This is a genomic window from Ktedonobacter sp. SOSP1-52 (genome assembly GCF_016587395.1).
In genome coordinates, this window is record NZ_BNJH01000002.1 from 152,776 (window position 1) to 171,365 (window position 18,590).

14 protein-coding genes and 2 pseudogenes are annotated in these 18,590 nt (G+C 53.5%); 9 read left to right on the plus strand and 7 right to left on the minus strand.

Annotated elements, in window-relative coordinates; genetic code table 11:
• Positions 1-41 precede the first annotated feature (41 nt).
• From JMJ16_RS16295 to JMJ16_RS16305, 3 genes are all read left to right on the plus strand, one after another.
• Positions 42-767, plus strand: a complete 726-nt coding sequence (locus tag JMJ16_RS16295; protein ID WP_201383145.1) for an alanyl-tRNA editing protein — start codon at positions 42-44, stop codon at positions 765-767.
• A 73-nt stretch (positions 768-840) separates the two neighbouring features.
• A complete protein-coding gene (gene ileS / locus JMJ16_RS16300; protein ID WP_201383147.1) occupies positions 841-4,137 on the plus strand; it encodes an isoleucine--tRNA ligase in 3,297 nt (1,098 codons plus the stop codon).
• Positions 4,138-4,594: 457 nt separating this feature from the next.
• Positions 4,595-5,101, plus strand: coding sequence for a DinB family protein (locus tag JMJ16_RS16305; RefSeq protein ID WP_201383149.1), 507 nt, complete (start codon positions 4,595-4,597; stop codon positions 5,099-5,101).
• Positions 5,102-5,266: 165 nt separating this feature from the next.
• On the opposite strand, the gene JMJ16_RS16310 is transcribed toward JMJ16_RS16305, so the two are convergent.
• From JMJ16_RS16310 to JMJ16_RS16330, 5 genes are all read right to left on the minus strand, one after another.
• Entirely contained in the window at positions 5,267-6,100 is an 834-nt protein-coding gene (locus JMJ16_RS16310; RefSeq protein ID WP_201383151.1) for an HAD family hydrolase, read from the minus strand.
• Between the two features lie 105 nt (positions 6,101-6,205).
• On the minus strand, positions 6,206-6,943 hold the full coding sequence (locus JMJ16_RS16315; protein ID WP_201383153.1) for an HAD family hydrolase: 738 nt from the start codon (positions 6,941-6,943) through the stop codon (positions 6,206-6,208).
• A 1-nt stretch (position 6,944) separates the two neighbouring features.
• Positions 6,945-7,505, minus strand: coding sequence for a hypothetical protein (locus tag JMJ16_RS16320; RefSeq protein WP_201383155.1), 561 nt, complete (start codon positions 7,503-7,505; stop codon positions 6,945-6,947).
• Positions 7,506-8,411: 906 nt separating this feature from the next.
• Complete coding sequence (locus JMJ16_RS16325) at positions 8,412-9,353, minus strand: recombinase family protein (RefSeq protein WP_201383157.1); 942 nt, start codon at positions 9,351-9,353, stop codon at positions 8,412-8,414.
• 395 nt (positions 9,354-9,748) lie between these two features.
• Positions 9,749-9,892 (minus strand): hypothetical protein, encoded by a 144-nt coding sequence (locus tag JMJ16_RS16330; RefSeq protein WP_201383159.1) that lies wholly within the window; start codon positions 9,890-9,892, stop codon positions 9,749-9,751.
• A gap of 34 nt (positions 9,893-9,926) precedes the next feature.
• Here JMJ16_RS16330 and JMJ16_RS16335 point away from each other — a divergent pair, with 34 nt between their 5' ends.
• Positions 9,927-10,082 carry an alpha-L-rhamnosidase N-terminal domain-containing protein gene (locus tag JMJ16_RS16335; protein WP_201386106.1) on the plus strand — a complete coding sequence of 52 codons (156 nt, stop codon included), beginning with the start codon at positions 9,927-9,929 and terminating at the stop codon, positions 10,080-10,082.
• A 16-nt stretch (positions 10,083-10,098) separates the two neighbouring features.
• A pseudogene (locus JMJ16_RS16340) lies at positions 10,099-11,769 on the plus strand (family 78 glycoside hydrolase catalytic domain).
• Positions 11,770-12,631: 862 nt separating this feature from the next.
• Here the strand turns inward: JMJ16_RS16340 and JMJ16_RS16350 are convergent.
• On the minus strand, positions 12,632-14,230 hold the full coding sequence (locus tag JMJ16_RS16350; RefSeq protein ID WP_201383165.1) for an ISL3 family transposase: 1,599 nt from the start codon (positions 14,228-14,230) through the stop codon (positions 12,632-12,634).
• Positions 14,231-14,389: 159 nt separating this feature from the next.
• On the opposite strand from JMJ16_RS16350, the gene JMJ16_RS16355 reads away from it, so the two are divergent.
• From JMJ16_RS16355 to JMJ16_RS16370, 4 genes and pseudogenes are all read left to right on the plus strand, one after another.
• A complete protein-coding gene (locus JMJ16_RS16355; protein WP_201383167.1) occupies positions 14,390-14,884 on the plus strand; it encodes a RidA family protein in 495 nt (164 codons plus the stop codon).
• Positions 14,885-15,009: 125 nt separating this feature from the next.
• On the plus strand, positions 15,010-15,873 hold the full coding sequence (locus tag JMJ16_RS16360) for an alpha/beta fold hydrolase (protein WP_201383169.1): 864 nt from the start codon (positions 15,010-15,012) through the stop codon (positions 15,871-15,873).
• Between the two features lie 130 nt (positions 15,874-16,003).
• On the plus strand, positions 16,004-16,576 hold the full coding sequence (locus JMJ16_RS16365; RefSeq protein WP_201383171.1) for a DinB family protein: 573 nt from the start codon (positions 16,004-16,006) through the stop codon (positions 16,574-16,576).
• Between the two features lie 865 nt (positions 16,577-17,441).
• Positions 17,442-17,774 (plus strand): annotated as a pseudogene (locus JMJ16_RS16370) (DUF3224 domain-containing protein); the annotation flags it as partial.
• Positions 17,775-17,921: 147 nt separating this feature from the next.
• Here JMJ16_RS16370 and JMJ16_RS16375 read toward each other — a convergent pair.
• Positions 17,922-18,584: a helix-turn-helix domain-containing protein gene (locus tag JMJ16_RS16375; protein ID WP_201383174.1), complete on the minus strand. Its 663-nt coding sequence runs from the start codon at positions 18,582-18,584 to the stop codon at positions 17,922-17,924.
• Positions 18,585-18,590 lie beyond the last annotated feature (6 nt).

Below are 18,590 nucleotides of genomic sequence, written 5' to 3' on the forward strand. Positions count from 1 at the left end.
GATTTTTTATTGGGCTTTTGCAACTGAAGGAGCGCAAACGGGTGAAGACGAAGCTACTGTACCAAACAAATAGCTATACGTACGAGTGCTCGGCTAAGGTCGTCGCTGTGAGTGGCGATGAGGTTGCGCTGGATGCCACCATCTTCTATCCCGGTGGGGGTGGACAGATGGCGGATCGAGGCCTGCTGAGCTGGAACCAGGGCGCCAATCAAGCGCACGTGATCTCCATCAGTAATCGCAATGGAACGGTCTGGCATACGCTCGACTATATTCCACCCAAACCAGAGACCGAGGTCATCGAGTCCATCGATTGGAACTTTCGCTATCGCTCCATGCGCACCCATACTGCCTTTCTGCTGCTCTGCAGTGTGATCTGGAGGGAGTTTGGCATTCAGGTCACCGGCGGGCAGATCTATCCCGACCGTGCGCGCATGGATTTCGCCCTGGAATACCTGGAGAAGGACCGCATCGCCGAGATGGAGCAGCAGGTGAACACGCTTATCGCGGCTGACTACCCAATTCATACCTACATGCTGCCCAGGGAGAAGGCCCTCTCGCTCTCGGCCCTGGTACGCGCCAGGATCAACCAGCTTCCTCCCCACCTGGACGAGGTCCGCATGGCCGAGGTCGTCGGCTTTGATGTGCAGGTCGATGGTGGTACCCTGGTCAATCACACACGTGAAATCGGTGGTATTCAGATCATACGCAGCGAGAACAAGGGGAGAATCAATAAACGCCTGGAGATTGTGCTCAAGGAAGCGCTTTAGCCCTCTCCAGGGAAGGTGCCAATATCTTTTTATCTGGTCTTATCTTTTGTTGTAAGACGAGGAGGAGGTTGTCGTGTCTGTGTCATCAACCGTTTTTCGCCCGGTCCCCGATGCCGACCGCGTCGATTATCCAGCCCTGGAACGTTCCATCCAGCAGTGGTGGGATGAGCATCAGGTTCGCCAGCAGTATCTTACGCGTAACGCGCAGAGTGAGAAGAAGTATTCATTCCTGGATGGTCCCATTACCGCCAATAATCCCATGGGGGTCCATCATGCCTGGGGTCGTACCTACAAGGATATCTACCAGCGCTTTAAGACCATGCAGGGCTATAAACAGCGCTATCAAAATGGTTTCGACTGCCAGGGGCTCTGGGTCGAGGTCGAGGTCGAGAAGTCCCTGGGCCTGCAAACTAAGCGCGATATCGAGGCCTATGGGATCGCCGAGTTTGTCGAGCGCTGTAAAGAGCGCGTCTTTAAATTCGCGCAGGTCCAGAGCGAGCAGTCAATTCGCCTGGGCTACTGGATGGACTGGGGTAACGACTACTTTACCCTCTCCGATGAGAATAACTATACCATCTGGCACTTCCTCAAGAAATGCCATGAGCGCGGCCTGATCTACAAAGGGCGCGATGTGATGCCCTGGTGCCCACGCTGCGCGACCGGGCTCTCCAATATGGAGATGGAGTCTGAGGGCTATAAAGAGCTGACGCACCTGAGCCTCTATGTGCGCTTCCCCCTCGTCGAGAAGCCCGGCGAATACCTCCTGGCCTGGACCACCACGCCCTGGACCCTGGCAGCCAACGTCGCTGCGGCAGTGCATCCCGACCTGAACTATGTCCGCGTGGAGCAGGATGGGGAATATTACTACCTGGCGGAGCAGTTGCTGCCCGTCCTCAAGGCTCTCAAGGGCCATGATAAGGGCGACTATCGCGTGACGGAGACCCTCAAGGGCCATAACATGGTAGGCTGGACCTATCGCGGCCCCTTCGATGAGCTACCTGCGGCCAAAGGCATTGTTCACCGTGTCGTCCCCGGAAAAGATGTGAACGCCACTGAGGGTACGGGCATTGTGCATACTGCTCCCGGCTGTGGTCGCGAGGACTTCTTGCTGGCCAAAGAGTTCAACCTAGAGGTCATCGCGCCCGTCGATGAGTTTGGCGTCTATATCGAGGGCTTCGACTGGTTGACAGGCCAGAGCACGGCCAGCGTGGGGCAGCAGGTCGCCGACCACCTGGCACAGAAGGGCCTGCTCTACCGCACCCAGAATTATAAACATCGCTACCCCACCTGCTGGCGCTGTAAGACGGAACTGATCTTCCGCCTGGTCGATGAGTGGTTTATCTCTATGGACCAGTTGCGCCATGAGATCATGGAGGTGGTCAAGCAGATCACCTGGCTGCCATCCTGGGGCTATGAGCGCGAGATGGACTGGTTGCGCAATATGGATGATTGGATGATCTCCAAGAAGCGCTACTGGGGCCTGGCCCTGCCCATCTTTGATTGCCCCGCCTGCGGCCATTTCGAGGTTATCGGCAGCAAGGAAGAGCTCAAGGCACGCGCCGTCTCCGGCTGGGAAGAGTTTGATGGCCATACACCACACCGCCCCTACGTTGACGCGGTCAAGATCCACTGCGCTCAGTGTGGCGCTGAGGTTTCACGCATCAAGGATGTGGGCAATCCCTGGCTCGATGCCGGTATCGTCCCCTACTCCACCTTGCATTACCTGACGGATCATGCCAGCTGGCAGGAATGGTTTCCGGCCGACTTTGTGACCGAGTCATTCCCCGGCCAGTTCCGCAACTGGTTCTACTCCATGCTGGTCATGAGTACAGTACTAGAGCAGACCGCACCTTTTAAGACCCTTCTGGGCTACGCCACCGTCTATGGCGAAGATGGCACTCCTATGCATAAGTCCAAGGGGAACCTGGTGGTCTTCGATGAGGCTGCGGACCGGATCGGGGCGGATACCATGCGCTGGCTCTATAGCAATCATGTCTCCGAGCAGAACCTGAACTTCCCCAATATTCCCACGCCAGAGGAGATGGAGAAGTCCCAGCTTACCGGGCAGCCTATACACCTGAGTGAGAAGTGGATGCTGGTGCGCCGGACCATGGATAAGCTCTGGAATGTCTATGGCTTCTTTATCAAATATGCCAACATCGATAACTTTGATCCGACCAAGCACCAGTTGCCCGTTGCCGAGCGCGATGCGCTGGATCGCTGGATCATCTCCGAGCTTCAGCAGACGATCCAGTCTGTAACCCAGGGTCTGGAGCAATACGATACGACCAAACCTGCCGAGGCCGTGCAATCCTTTCTGGATGACCTCTCCAACTGGTATCTCCGCCGTAGCCGTGACCGTGTGTGGGGTGCTGAACTCGATAAGGATAAGCTCGCCACCTACTTGACACTGTATGAGTGCCTGACGACACTGGCGACCCTGTTGGCGCCATTCATGCCCTTCCTGGCCGAAGAACTCTACCAGAATCTGGTGCGCAACATCAATCCCCAGGCGCCTCTTAGTGTGCACCTCTGTGGTTGGCCGGTGCCCCAACCAGAGCTGATCGATGAGCTGCTTGTACGCGATACTCACCTAGTCATGCAGATCGTGAGCCTGGGGCGTGCCGCCCGTGCCAAGGCACAGATCAAGGTACGCCAGCCGCTCCAGACCATCCATGTCCGTGTGCCGAGCGCGCAGGAGGAAGAAGCTATCCAGCGCCTGCGTGAGCAAGTGCTTGAGGAACTCAATATCGAATATCTGCGTCTCATGCGCCGCGATAGCCGTATGCTGGCCTATACCCTCAAGCCACAATTTAAGATCCTGGGGGCCAAATATGGACCCGTAGTGCAAAAGATCCTGGCTTACTTTAAGACGCTGACGGAGGACGAGGCCCAAGCTGCCGCCGAACACCTCAATACACAAGGCAAGCTTGATCTGACCTTTGGTGAAACCCATGTCTCGCTCACGTCTGAAGAGGTTCAGGTGGTCTCTACGGCTCGCCCCGGCTACGTCGCCGCGGAGGAGCGTGGCTACGTAGCCGCCATCGATACTACGATCACCCAGGAGCTACGTGAGAAGGGCTGGATGCGCGACCTCGTCCACTATGTACAGGATATGCGCAAAAAGGCCGGCCTCAACATCGAGGATCATATCGGGCTGGCGCTCTACACTGATAGCGAACTGGCAGATGTCATTCTTGACTTTGGCCAGGGCATCCGCGCCAATACGCTGGCCGATAACCTGCTTATCTCCATCAGCGAGGAGAAGGATAAACCCGCGTTCGCAGAACTCTACCGCGAGTCCATCTCGCCAACTTCCGCCAAGAAGCTGGACAAATACACCATCGAGGTCGTGATCGGTAAGATGTAGTGCGCTTTCAGCGTAAGGGGACGTCTCTGGTGAGACGTCCCCTTACGCTGAAAGCGCAGGAACGAGGCTGCTTCCTGAACCATTGCAGAGCACATCACTAACACACAGTTGAGCTTTTTGAAAGGCTTGACGGGCTCATCGATACACGTGTATAACGCGGATACATTTACATATTTTTTCGGAGGTTCTACTTCTATGCCAGTGTGCCGCTAACTTCATCCTGTTTCCTGTTCAGTCAGTGAAACAGATCCCACCATTCTTGCCCCTATCGTTCATGCGCCATCTTATCGTGAATGAGCGCTGAATTTTTCTATGCCTGGATGACACGTGGTGTGATTCTTGCGCAACACACTCTCTGGTTTTGCCAGAGAGAGATGTCATATGGGGAAGCAAACAGCAAGATGGGGGAAAAGCCTGATGTTGTTAGAAGGTAAATCATAGAAAGAGAACTATAATCATGACGACGGGACTCCCCGACTTTTTCAAATATAACCTCTGGGCCAACCTGCGTTTGCTCGATGCGTGTGCCCAACTCTCCGATGCCCAACTGGATGCCACTATGATAGGGACATATGGCAGCGTGCGCGAGACCCTCTTCCATATGCTTGGCTCTGAAGAAGGCTATGCACATCACGTCATGGGAACAGCCCCTACTCCTCGCCTAAAGGAACTCACCGCTTTCCCGGGCTTCGACGAGCTACGGCGACGTGCGCAGTTATCAGGTAAAGCCTTAATCACATTTGCTGAACAGGGAGAGCTAAATAGACTCCTGTCTCTTGATGAGGGAACCTACGAGGCTCCTATCATGATTGTATTGATTCAGGCTATCAATCACACTGTCGATCATCGCTCGCAGATAGCTACGCTGTTGAGTCAACAGGGGATCGAGGCACCCGGCCTTGATGGCTGGTCCTATAACGATGCCATGTATGCAGCGCAAGGCAAAAGTAGCCATATCGAGTAATACACTTTAGCTAAGGCAAGAAGAGCGCGGGAGGGTACTTGTCCTCCCGCGCTCTTCTTTCTTTTGCCCTATCTTGTAGGGTCCCTGCTGACATGGACTAAAAAACAGATGAAAGCAGTGTGCCAGCCGCAATGAGAATAGCCCATGCCAGCAGGGACCTTACAACTAGTTCGTCTGCTCCCAGGCTTCCAGATGCTCCAGCAGTTCTGTGAGGGTCTTGATAGTGGCTGAAGGCTTTACGTCTTCGGGTTTGGGCCAGGGATACTCGTTATAGCGCCACACACCGCGCATGCCTGCTCGCTGGGCGCCTCGCACATCGTCGACCATGCGATCTCCAACCATCACACATGCGTTGACTGCGACACCAAGCCGGCGTGCGGCCTCCTGGAAGACATAGGGATGGGGTTTGGAGTAGGGTAAGTCGGACGTATACATGATGACATCCAGTAGCGAAGTTAGGCCATGAGCCGCCAGGTCGGCGTCATGCCAGGCCCCCGCCCACCAGGTGTTCGAGAGCAAACCCAGGCGATAGCCACGCTTGCGCAACTCCAGCAACGTTTCGACCGTTTCCGGGAAAATTGTGGCCCACCCGATGATGGCGTTAGCATAGCCATCCAGGGCCGTCATTAAAGCTTCTTTGCTCACTTCACAATTGAGGCGTTGGAAGCCATCAAGCAACACGACATCAGGGGTATTACTGGTATGCTGCTCGTTAACTCGTTGCCAGTGGGCCTTCTCAGCCTCGCGCATAGCACGCACGTACGCCTCTTTCGTCGGCCACTCCCGCTCGTTGGAGCGTGCAACCAGATGCTCGTAGGAGAGCCCCCAGCGTCGCTCGATATCTTCATCCCAGTCGGGCCAGTCAATTAGTGTTCCGCCCAGGTCGAAGACTATGGCCTGGATGACTCCCTGTCGTGTGGGCAGATTCTCTTCTTGGCCCTCTCCGTTGTGCAGTTGTTCTTGTGGACTGGCCACCGCGTCTTCGCTATGCTCAGGCATGTGTAACCACCCGTTTTAATCTCACATTTCTCATTTTCTTCTTTGTATACGCCTCTTAAGGGGAGGACTGGCATTATATCCTCTCCACCTCGCTTTGTCCAGCAATCAAAGCTCTTCCACCCTGACACCGTCCAGGTGCGCCAGTAGGCCCTTAATACTCTCGATGCGTGCTCCACGCCATGTGCGCGCCTCATGGCAGCGCGGATTATGCTCTTCAGCATAGGGCACACGAATAAGCATTGCCTCTATGCCAATGGCCTGGGCGCCAGCCAGCTCGTTGCTCTCGCCATTCGCGATAAAGAGGCACCGTTCAGGGGCAATCTCCAGGCTTTCGCATGCCAGGTGATAGATACGTGGATCTGGTTTCTTTAACTTTACTGAGCAGGAGAAAATGGGGGCATCAATGTATGCTGCCAGAGGTGTGGTTCTCCAGAGCAGGGGCACTTCGCTACTGCAATCGCTGATGAGCCCTAGTTTATAGCCTGCTGTGCGTAGTGCCTCTAGCGTTTCCAGCGCGTCATGCCGTGGCTTCAACGATTGTCGCGTCAGTTCCAGGCGTCGGTGGACTGCGCGCTGAATTTGCTCTGGCTTTGGCGTAATTCCAAGCTCTGTGCAAATATAGAGAATATTCGCTTCCACGTCGGGGAGATGGCCCGCAGCGCGTAGTGGCCAGGTATCATGCATCCACATCTGGAGGAAGATATCGCGTGGTGCGCCGATGAAACTCGCCATTTCCTCTAGAGTTTGGGTAAAAGGTTCTGTGAGTAGATCATCGACCAGTGTGCCAAAAAGATCGAAGATAATGGCATCGTATGGCAGGTTCGTCCTTGCTTGCCCTACCATACTACTGCACCAGCCCTTTTCTGCGCATCTGTCCCAGGTCGAACTCCGCTGGAGCCAGGGGATCTACGCCCGCGGCCGCGCAGGCCCAGCCAATCAACATAAAACCAATGGTCAGTCCCCTGGAAATAGTCTCTGGCTGATCTGAGGCTACCATACGCGTACACTCTTCGCGCAGTTCTATAACCCGGCTGTCGTTATAACGCCCGTGATAGCCCTCTAGTAAGGCCTGGTGTGGCTCAAAGTCTGGGTAGGGGATGCTGCAACCTGCCGCCAACAGGAAGAGCCAGTACCCAACCTGGCTGCCCTCCAGGACGGTGTCCGACTGGCGCCCACTATGCACATGCTCCCCACTCTGTACCTCCGCCAGTTCCTCCAACTCATCTCCCAACCGCGAGGCGAGATAGCTCTGGCTGCGCTCCTGCAAGAGCCGCGAGGTGTTAGATTCCTCGCTCAGGTCATGATCGCGCAGGTAGATGTACACTCCATATAATTGACGTAATGTATCCTGTAGCTTCTGCTCTGTCTCCACGGAACTCCGAGTTAGCCACTTGTCCTTCTCCATATTGTTTGTATGCCTCCATCACTTTCATGTCTTCAAAACAGTACGTACGAGACTCTTCGTTTCTCAATTTTGTAGAGCTAAATGGTCCTTTGGTAGACAAGCCAAGCGTTCTAATCCGCCTATTGATAACCCATGGAGAGCGCACAGGCAACGCTTGTAGTGTTTCATCTACGCTTGCGTTCTTCTCTAAGCGCTCACGTAAAATCTCGTCTTCCTCGGGCGTCCAAGGCAACTGTGCTGCTCTGGGTCGCTCAATAGCCAATACGGTTGTGCCCCACGCGGGTACCTTCCACTCTATTGCTACTTTGTAGAAGCGAGGCGATAGAGGGTCCAGGTACACTTTGCGGATAGTCGCACGGCAAAGCTCTTGTTGCACATGAGTAGACAGACTTTCCCATGAGTCACGCGCACGTACGAGCAATTGCGATAGAGTGTAGTAGTCACCAGCTTCGGTACCACTCTGCAACGGTGTCGATAAGTCACGTATCTCCTTGCTAATCGCCGTGTGTTTCTCCTTGTACGAATCAAGCAGATCCTTATCCTCGGGGTTGGTAGGGTCAAGTAACGTCATTTGCGTGATAAGGTTCTTCTTTTGCTTTTCGGCCTTCGCCAACAACGTCTTGCGCCGCTTCTCCGCTTCCGTGTAAGATTTCCTGGCTGCTTCCATCTGATCGAACTTCTCCCCTGGCGTAGATAGACGGTAAACCCCTCTTGGTACGTGGCGAGCAGGCGCTTGAGCATACTTTCCTCACCACTTGGCGACTGGGAAAAACGTGTTTGCTTGCCACACTCTTCATTCACGCTCCCATTAAGATTATACGGGCTAAGTTTGCGGAACGCAGGCCAAAACAGTTCTTCCTCCACTATTGGTTCGTGGTTGTGCTCTATAACCTTCCCCTCAAATACTCACGTGCCTATATACGTAGGGTTACACAGGAGACTCTCAAGTCCCGCTCTATGTAGAGTATACCCAACAATCTCTGCGCCTTGCCGAGACTCTTTCGATACACCGAGGGCAGTACCATCTTTCGTTACGGGTGTGACGCGAAGCTTGCCCCTTAACAGGTCTGATGCGGTGTCATCGAGAAGCGGAAACAAAATATACTTTTTCTCCCATATCTCTTTCGCCAACGCAAGCACATCAAGCTGTAGCTCATTATACCGCTCAAATAGCCAGCGAACCACTTCCGCATGAGGGCGATAGGGTATAAACTTGCGGTATGTTGGTGAGTCAGGTTTCTTGTCTACATCATACCCCACTGGTGGGCTACCCAGGCCAGCGTAGTACCCTCTCTGCTGTAAATACTTGCGTGGGTACTGTAGGCGGCTACGCACCTGGAATTTTAGATACATGGCAGTTCTACGGCAGTTAAAAACAAAAATCTCCCTGTGATCCTCGCGCTTGAAGTTGGAAATAAAGTCAGGTGTGATAACAATGACATCGTGCTCATAGCACAGCTCCATGAACGTCGTGTACTGGCTCCCCCATTCATCGCGGAAAAAGCGGTCAACGTCTACTGCCAGCACTGCCTTGACTCGCCCGTTTGTGATATCGTCAATCATGCGGCTAAAGCCAAGACGTTCGTACATTTTCTTGCGGCCAGAGACAACAATATCTTCTTTATAGACGACAATGTGTTCATCCGTCCAGCCAAGTTTTTTGGCAATCTCAACACACTCAGATTGGATAGCTGTAGACACATTTCCGTGCTGTGACGCGCCAGACTGCCGAGGATAAACCCCGACAGCCGCTTGCAGAGGTAGATTATTGCTGTTGGATACAGTAAATGACCACAGGTCACCTTCTGGCTCTTGCCCGATGGCCCTCTCGTACTTGTTTCGTCCCATTCTCAAGCTCCTTTAGCTCTTTCGCTAATTCACACAGTGCCTTGCATATATGACGGTCAACCTGTTCTTTGGTCATGTGCTTTCCTCTTTCATTGTTGTAGGGCGCCCTTACAAGAGACTCCTTATCACGCCACCTTGCTATTGAGGAAAGTATCTCAAAATGACTCACAAGCTGTCCAGAACATTATGTGTCAGCTTCTCATCACTTTTGATGGGTTTCTCTAGGCATATTGGTTTACTTCATCCTCCCCGAAAGACTAAATCCCATTCCTAGCATCTCTAAATCCTCTCCGATTGTTTCATCAAAAATCGCATCCTGACGGGGTTTTGTTTTTAAGATCGCCTCTGCTGGCTTCTCTTGTGAAGGGGGCAGGGATTTTTGATCCCCATAGGCATTAAGTTAAGAGCCAATCGAGACCATCGAGCAGCAACTGAGCCAAGCAGGGTTCAGTCGAGTGAGGATTGACCCGACAGCCCGACTGCATCATTCGAGAGAGGTGATCGACCAGCAGGCGCAAACGGCAGAAGCCACAGAGCACTTCCAATCCCTATGCTGACGGGAGCGAGCAGGTCATTGTTTCCGATGAACGGTGGCGAGCCACGACCGGGCCAATTCTCTCCTCAGACTTGAAAGCAGGCGAAGTCTACGATGCACGCATGGAAATACTAGGCTGGGATCAACCAGGTTTCGACGAAAGCCGTTGGCGTGGTGTACGGGTTGCCGAATAAAGATGGGAATTTCACGATGGATCACCTGGGGATCGAACCGCTCTTTCCAGCGCCGTCTCAGACCGTCTCGTATACGCTGCGAGGTGGAGGTGAAGAGGCCTACACGCCGTTTTTCACGGTTCACGGCTTCCGGTATGTGAATGTTGAGGGCTTTCCCGGCACACCAACCCCGGAGAACTTTACAGGCATCGCGCTCTATTCTGATCTGCCGACAACTGGCACCTTCACCTGCTCAGATCCGCGTCTCAATCAGCTTCAGAGCAACATTCTCTGGAGCCAGAAGAGCATTTTTTTGGAGATCCCTACTGATTGCCCAACGCGTGAGCGGGCTGGTTGGACTGGTGATGCACAGATTTATGCTCCCACTGGTTCCTTCCTGATGCAAACTGCCAGGTTCTTTATGAAATGGTTGCGCGATCTGGCAACTGAACAGGAGCCTAATGGTAGAGTACCTTTGATTATCCCCTCAACTGAAGGCGCGGAGAGCAGTTTGCCGAAGCCTGTTACCTTGCTCAAAGGCTCGGCTGGCTGGGGCGATGCTGCGGTGATGCTCCCCTGGACCCTCTATCAGGTCTATGGTGATCAGCGCATTTTAGAGGAGCAGTACGCGAGTATGAAAGCCTGGGTTGACTATCTGCGGCAACAGGCGCAGGACAAGTCTAATCCTCAAGGTCATACCGCGCCACGTTATCGGGAGCGCGAGCCGCTGGAGTACGAACGTTATCTGTGGGATACCAATTATCACTGGGGCGAATGGTTCGAACCCGATGACCCGGTACCAGGCCTTCTCTTCAGGGAGTGGACCCCAGAAGCGGCGCAGATCATTAGCGCGCCACATATTGCGACGGCCTATTTTGCCTATTCTACCCGCTTGTTAGCACAGACGGCATGCGTCCTGGGCAACAAGGAGGACGCACGAGTATATAGCACGCTCTTTGAGAAGATCCGGCAGGCATTTATCACCGAGTTTGTAGGAGAGAATGGCCAGATGACGCCGGACAAACAGTCGAGCTATGTTCGCGCGCTGGCCTTTGACTTGCTACCTGAGCACCTCTAACCAGCGGCGACGCAACGTCTGGTCGAGTTGATCCAGGAAGCTAGTATGCACCTGGGCACCGGTTTCCTCTCAACTCCCTATCTCTGTCCAGTTTTAGGGAACAACGGTCATCTCGATCTCGCCTATGCCTTGCTCATGCAGGACACGCCGCCATCCTGGCTGTATGCCGTCAAAAAGGGGGCAAAGACGATCTGGGAATCCTGGGATGGCATCGATGAAGAAGGAAACCCGCATAACTCCCTGAACCACTATTCCTATGGGGCTATTGGCAACTGGCTCTACCAGGTTGTCGCGGGCATGGCGCCGGGCACGCCAGGGTATCGGCATATGATTTTCCAGCCACAGCCAGGAGGAGGATTGACCTTCGCATCCGCGACCTATCAATCGCTCTATGGCGAGATTGCCACCAGATGGCAGATCGATGGCGAGCGATTTCATCTCACCGTGACCGTCCCGACGAACACGGCCGCAACTGTGGTCATCCCTATGCGACTGGGCAGAGAGATCACCGAAGGAGGAGTGGCTCTGGAGTCTGCTGTGGGTGTGCGTGGAGTGAGGCGTGAGCAGGAGGCAACATTCATTGAGATTAGCTCTGGCATGTATACGTTTACTGCTATCTCTCATAGTTGAGTTTCTTCAAGGATAGTGTGTATGTGCTATCCCTCAGAAGAGCCGGTGTCGTACTCTCCTCTGCCGAACTGCCGTGGGTATGAAGACTACCCCTTTAAAATCCAGTGGAAAATGGGGGCCTTGTCGCTTGCCGCCACTACCCGGGTGGAAAACGATGTAATCCATAAAAATGAACGACGATGAGGAGAAGCATTACAATCTCAGATACAACAGCACATGTGTTTGTCGTACCTGAGGAAAGATTTCTTCTGATACACGCCCTGAGGTTGGTGCATTTTTGGAGCGCGATTCTATAAGTAATGGAATTACCAAACTTTGGTAATTTCGGGTTTCTTATGAGCGAAGAGCATCATGCCCTTATTCTTGAACATGCTCATCAGTACACCCCATTGCAAACAAGGTAGGATTTGTGCATGAAAGCCACCTAGCTCTGCACTTCAGGTGTCTCTCCGGACTCCTTCCCCAGCCCCTATCGGTAACAACGCAAGAATCTGGTGCTCTTGCGCAAGAATCTGGGCACCTCTCTCCTCGTGCGCGTGCTAGAGTAAGCAGAGAACCGTTCGTTCCTGCTCCTCTTTCAGCGAACTTTTGAGGAGAGGGCGGCAATCGTGGGCTCACGAAAGTGGACCAGACACACAAGTCTCTTTCGCTGCCGTTCCAGGCGGGTCTGCCCAGGAACCGATATGGCGGGTGAGGAACGCTGACTGTGTCATCAGATCGTGCTTCACGCGTCACCTTCTGGCCGCTTTCCGGAGGAGTGGAACGAAAAACGGTTCTGACGCAAAGTTAGTGGTAAGCCTGTCAATAACAATCACTTTCAGCCGAGTGGTACCCATCCAACACACCTGTCTCTTCATGATGGTCAAGCAGCACAAAGGACACGTGTGCGAAGCAGATCAAAATTCGCACGTCCATACATGCTTCGTTTGATGAATTTGAGCCGATTGACGTTCCCCTCCACAGAACCCTGGCTCCACTTCAAGCTCAACCCTGCTCTCACTGCCGCTTCATCGCGCTGTAACCCTTTCGCAAAGCTGATTAATTCTTCAATCCCACTGTTTTGAACCTCCTTGAACCACGGCGTCAGTCCTCGATCAGTCTGCTCATGAAGCAAATGAACGAACGCCTGCGCGAGGCGATAGAGGACGGCAAATCTTGTTGCACCCTGACAGAGCTTCTCGAGTTGTGTCAGCTGCTTCTTCTTGAGGCGCTCGACAGGAAGAAGGAAGCACCACTGCAATGGGCCTGGGGCTGGAAGCGTGGCTTTCAGTGGCTTGGGTTGTCTGCTTTGCTTCCTTCCTGTCATCGCTTTCATGCCTGCCTGCTGACGCAATTGCGTGACGTAGTTCGTGACCACTGAACAACAGCCATCATAGCCACGTGTCCGAATTTCTCGATACAGCTGTGAGGAATTATCACATCCCTCTTCCGTAAAACGATGGGTGAGGTAAGGGATATATGGCAGAAGCTTCGTGGGACGAGATTTATACACAGGTGGATGAGGCGGTCCTTGCAGGAGTTGCCTCACCTTCTTGCGGCTCATGCAAAGTTCTGTGGCAATATCACCCTGGTTGTACCCTTGCTGGGAAAGCGAGATGACTCGCTCGTACACGGTCATTCTGCGTTGCTGGCTCATGTGTTTGTCTGCTTCGTGTCGTTGCAGCGGAAGTGAGCGATCAGGTTGCTGCAGGCGTTGAGCTGTCCCACCGAAGATCTGCTCGATGGTCGGATACTCTCGACGCAGGATACGTTCGAGCGTCTCTCCCAAGTTCTGAGAAAGGTGAAATCGATCAGCAATCTGGGTAGCAAGAGGTGCCGCTTCTCGGGCTGCCTCGGCATAGGTTCCTCCACGGTCACGACTAATGACATCGACTCCCGGATGGGCCTTGAGCCAGGCTGTAACGGTCGCCTTTTCCCTATCCGGTAACAGATCAACCACCTGCCGTTGTTCAAGGTCGACGAGAATCGTGCCGTAGATTTGGCCTTTACGCAGAGCAAAATCGTCGATTCCAAGCACCTGAGGCGTTGCCCGTTCGGGAACCTCAAGTGCTCGAACAAGCCGCAGGAGCGTATCAGAACTCACAGGCAATCCCATACGTTTTGCCAAGAGTGCACCGGCATTTCCTCCGAGCAGGAGACCAATGGTTTGCAAACGAGAAGCGTAGCGGTTGGTCTTACGAGCATACGCTTTGATCGGATCTCCAAGCCGTTCCGCAAACGTACGTCGGGCACACATCGTATTGGAGCAAACGAAGCGGCGCACGTGTAATTTCAGTTGGACCTGGAAGTCAGCCCAACAGAGATCGGTGACAGTACGTGTGTAATAGCAATGGACCTGCCGCGAGGCAGTCTGACAGACAGGGCAACAAACAACTGGGCTTGTGCTCCTCACCATGAGCATGAGTTGTTGATCATGAACATGAAGCTGAGTCAATTTCAGGCCGGGGCAGGATGGTAACAAAAAATCTAGCTCGATTTGAATAACAAAATCCTCCTCACTTCCTCATCATCATAGAAGGCTACTCTATTTACGCATGAGTGCTGAAGATGTTACCACTAACTTTGCGTCAGAACCCGAAAAACAACGCGAAGGAAGCGAAGCTCTGAAAAGGAGAATTCTATGAACACCCCTGTATCTTCTCACATCGTGCAGGCTGGCGCAGAACAGCGGTTGCATGACCACATCATGCAGCTTCCCCCAGTTCCCACACCATTGGGCGCGTATGTGGAGGTCGTGCAAACCGGCAACCTGCTCTTTCTCAGCGGAATGTTGCCGGTAGCGGGCGGCAAGCCCGCCTATCTTGGGCGGCTTGGCGCGGAACTGACCGTAGAGGATGGTCGAAAAGCCGCCGCCATAGCCTGCCTGAATGTGCTATCGGCGGCACGCGGCCACTTAGGCTCGCTCGACAAGGTGAGCCGCGTGGTCAGGCTTGGCGTGTCGATTGCCACGGATGGCGATTTCCGGGAGCATCCGTACGTGGCCGATGCAGCTTCGGAAATACTGGGACACGTTTTCGGGGAAGAGAAACTATCGACCCGGATCGTGCTCGGCGTGGCAAGTCTGCCGCTCGGGATGCCGATCGAGTTGGAAGTGATTTTTGAAGTCACTCCGTAAATGCGAAGGATCATTCCCTTCGGGGCAACCAGGAAAACAGCCATCCTTCTCGTCGCGGCGGTGCTTTTCCTTGCATTGCGGCTCCAGGCCGGGTTCTGGCTCAAGACAATCAAAAGGAGAAACTGATGAAAAATCCCGTGTTTTATCGCAGCGTGCAGGTCGATGGCCTGTCCATTTTCTACCGGGAGGCCGGGCCCAAAGACGCCCCTGTCCTGCTGTTGCTTCACGGCCTACCCTCCTCTTCGCGGATGTATGAGCCGCTGTTGCAGCGCCTGTCCGATCGTTATCACCTGATCGCCCCAGATTATCCAGGGTTTGGTCATAGCGATTGGCCTGATCCTACCACATTCGCCTATACCTTCGACAACATTGCGACCGTGATGGAGCATTTTACCGAGATGCTCGGTCTGACGCAGTACACTCTCTACATGCAAGACTACGGTGGGCCAGTGGGCTTTCGCCTGACTCTTGCTCACCCGGAACGCGTGCAATCGCTGATCGTTCAGGATGCTGTGGCCCATGATACCGGCCTCGGGGAAAACTGGAACCTCCGCCGCGCTTTTTGGGCCAACCGCGCAGCGCATGAGGAGACCTTGCGTACAAATCTGCTCTCGCTTGCAACCACGCGCACGCGGCATGTGGGCAACGATCCCCAGATCGAGCGCTACGATCCTGACCTTTGGACGGATGAATTCCGTTTCCTGAACCAGCCAGGCCAGGCCAACATCCAAAGCGATTTGTTTTACGATTACCAATCCAACGTCGCTGCCTACCCCAAATGGCAGGAATGGATGCGGAAAACCCAGCCTCACCTGCTCGTTCTTTGGGGAAAGTATGAACTCTCGTTCGATGATTCCGAACCGGAAGCATTCCGCTGCGATGTCCCGCAAGCGCAAGTACACAGAGTCGATGGCGGTCACTTCGCGCTGGATACGGCAGCAGATGAAATTTCCGATCTGGTTGACTGCTTCCTGACTGGTTCGAGGTAAATCCCAAAATGAAACTGGCCGCTTTCACAATTGCGGTGTTTCTGCTAATGAAGTAGACAAATCTTCCTTTATTGTAGGAACGTACGTTGTAGCCAGTGCTCCTGACTACAAGAGAATGGAGAGATTTCCTATGCTCGATTTTAGCTCGGTGAAGAACGGCTCCAAAACATTCGCGGAGCTGGCGGCAGGCCTGACCAAAGCTGATCTCTATTGGCTGACCGACGAAATGGTTGATACCATGCAAGAGAGTATCGCCGACGCAGTGAACGCGGATGTGATATTTGTGCCCGATGACCCGCAGGCCAATGATGCCTTTGGCAAGCCTGAAGAGGTTCATCTGCCGTGGACGCTCGGCCACGTCATCGTACACGCCACGGCTTCCTCTGAGGAGGCCGCAGCGCTGGCCCTGGTGCTGGCTCGTGGTCTGCCGGTCGAAGGTCGCTCGCGCTACGAGGTCTATTGGGAGACTGTCAAGAGCGTCGCGCAGATTCGCCAGCGCCTGGAAGAAAGTCGGCGCATGTGCAAAGCCATGCTCGACGCTTGGCCCGACGAGCCGCACCTTGATGTCACCTTCACGCATTCCCGCGTTGGCGAACTCAACGCCATTGGGCGCTTCCTCTTCGGCCTCTCCCACAACGCCGATCACCTCGGCCAGCTCCGTGAAATCATGCGCCAGAGTCGCGAACTTCATCCCCGCGCCTGAAGCTTTTTCAGAGAAGACATGAGTCGTCCCAGACTTTAGGGATAGGCTTGTGAAGGAAGCGGGCATTTCTTGCACAGAAATGGAAGAATGCCCGCTTCGGTGATGTGTGGGAAAAGCAAGCAAAGCGGTGAAGCGATCACAGGTTGCAAGGAGAATGTTTTCCGGGGAAAGAGAGAACAGAAGGAAGACAGAAGCCAAGCACCTTGAGATTTGAATCGATTTGTGGCAACGTCGAAATCGATATGGGCTCCCGACATTTTCTCCCCTCGATTTCCCCCCTCTAAGCAAGAGAGGAAGTCAGCAATTTGAGGAGCATCTGAGGCGAAAATAGAACGCTTGCAAGCATCTTGAAATCACCAGGAAACAGAGAGAAGCGATGTTCCACGAAAATCGGAGGACTCCGGCGAGCTTCGCGGGTCTCTCGAACCAACTTCTCTCCTGAAATCCTCCATCCTCATCTTATGCAAGAATTACACTTACTTAGAGAGGAAAAAGGAAGGAGCCCAATAGTCGCAAAGGAGATACATGCGACATCGTTTTCGTCTAGAACGATTCAGACGTGTCCATCAGATGCGCAAGCTTGGAAGCCGTAACCTGTCACCTATGCAGAGATGACCCAGCAGAGGCTCGAATGGCTGGGAGCAGCATCGGAGGGTAATCCAGCTCATAGGCAGCAGGATCAAGGAGTGATGCGGGCAAATGTATGGCGAAGATCGTATCATGCTCATGGATTTCCCATCTCGCGGGCGTGATATTCTACTTTGTCACATAAAATTACGTACTTGTGTATGTTCTCTTTCTCTTGTACATTTCCTGTATGAACTTTTGGAGATGAAGTTCAAATACATCTTGAAAAGAGGATATTGTGACACAAGCAAATACTACTCGTTCAGTCAAGGACTGGCACCGGAAAACATGGCATGATAAAACAGAGGCTCCAGGCACGAACCTCTTCCGCGTGGAGATCCTTCATCGCTATGAGGGCATCATTGAAGGCGAAGGCAGTATCCAGTATCTCATTGCCGAGAACAAGAATCTTACAGGCAGCACAATTGCACTGGAAAAGGTAACAGGCAGTGTTGGTGGAAGATCGGGCAGCTTTGTCTTCCAACAAATCGGCACGTTTGATCATGGAAAGCTCAAGATGACCTTGACAGTGGTCCCTGGATCAGGCACCGATCAACTGAGTGGTCTATGCGGACAGGCAACGCTTGAAAGCGAACTCCATCAGGAAGTCTATTCTATACCATTCGATTATACGTTTGAAGAGACAAAATAACCTGATGAATGCGCAAGGAAACTGTGACCCTGGGCCTCTTCCCAGCCCAGGGTCACAGTTTCCTTGCTAGCTTGCGCGCGCCACTGGTTCATCCAGCACTGGCCAATCGTAGTCCAGGTCAAGCTGCTCACAAATCCACCTGCCCCAGGCATAGAACTGACGCAGGATCGGCTCTGAGTTTCGTCCCAATTCTGTAAGCGCGTATGCTCCCTTTGTCAATTCCCCAGAAGAGGCATGTCGGTAGAGCACTCCCATCTGTTCCAATTTCCGCAGTTCCAGGGTGAGTACCTGCCGGCTGATCTCGGGAAGCAGCTTCTGCAACTCGCTAAAGCTTTTGGGGCCACTGAACAAATGATACCAGAGCCAAAACGTCCATTTGCCTCCCAGGCTGACCATCCAATCAAACTCCAGATGAACCTGCTCGCCATACCACCTGCCCCAGGCTTCGAGTTGGCGCACCACCGGTTCTGCTTGCCATCCCAATTCCGTAAGCGAGTACTCCACCTTGGGAGGGACCTGTACATACACCTTTCGGCGCAGCACTCCTACCTGCTCTAATTCCCGTAACTCCTGGGTCAGCATCTGTCGGCTGGCTCCCGGGATGAGCCGCTGTAATTCGCCGAAGCGTTTGGTTCCGCTGAGCAGATGATACCAGATCCAGAACATCCATTTGCCTCCCACTCCTACTCCTCCAATCGGGCATGCAGCAGTCTTTTTTACACGTGTCATAAAGAA

What these genes read in the sequence shown, in the direction of transcription:
- JMJ16_RS16375 (WP_201383174.1), bottom strand. Translation starts at nt 18,584, where the DNA reads ATGACACGTGTAAAAAAGACTGCTGCATGCCCGATTGGAGGAGTAGGA.
- JMJ16_RS16365 (WP_201383171.1), top strand. Translation starts at nt 16,004, where the DNA reads ATGCTCGATTTTAGCTCGGTGAAGAACGGCTCCAAAACATTCGCGGAG.
- JMJ16_RS16310 (WP_201383151.1), bottom strand. Translation starts at nt 6,100, where the DNA reads ATGCCTGAGCATAGCGAAGACGCGGTGGCCAGTCCACAAGAACAACTG.
- JMJ16_RS16320 (WP_201383155.1), bottom strand. Translation starts at nt 7,505, where the DNA reads ATGGAGAAGGACAAGTGGCTAACTCGGAGTTCCGTGGAGACAGAGCAG.
- JMJ16_RS16360 (WP_201383169.1), top strand. Translation starts at nt 15,010, where the DNA reads ATGAAAAATCCCGTGTTTTATCGCAGCGTGCAGGTCGATGGCCTGTCC.
- JMJ16_RS16305 (WP_201383149.1), top strand. Translation starts at nt 4,595, where the DNA reads ATGACGACGGGACTCCCCGACTTTTTCAAATATAACCTCTGGGCCAAC.
- JMJ16_RS16355 (WP_201383167.1), top strand. Translation starts at nt 14,390, where the DNA reads ATGAACACCCCTGTATCTTCTCACATCGTGCAGGCTGGCGCAGAACAG.
- JMJ16_RS16325 (WP_201383157.1), bottom strand. Translation starts at nt 9,353, where the DNA reads ATGGGACGAAACAAGTACGAGAGGGCCATCGGGCAAGAGCCAGAAGGT.
- JMJ16_RS16315 (WP_201383153.1), bottom strand. Translation starts at nt 6,943, where the DNA reads ATGGTAGGGCAAGCAAGGACGAACCTGCCATACGATGCCATTATCTTC.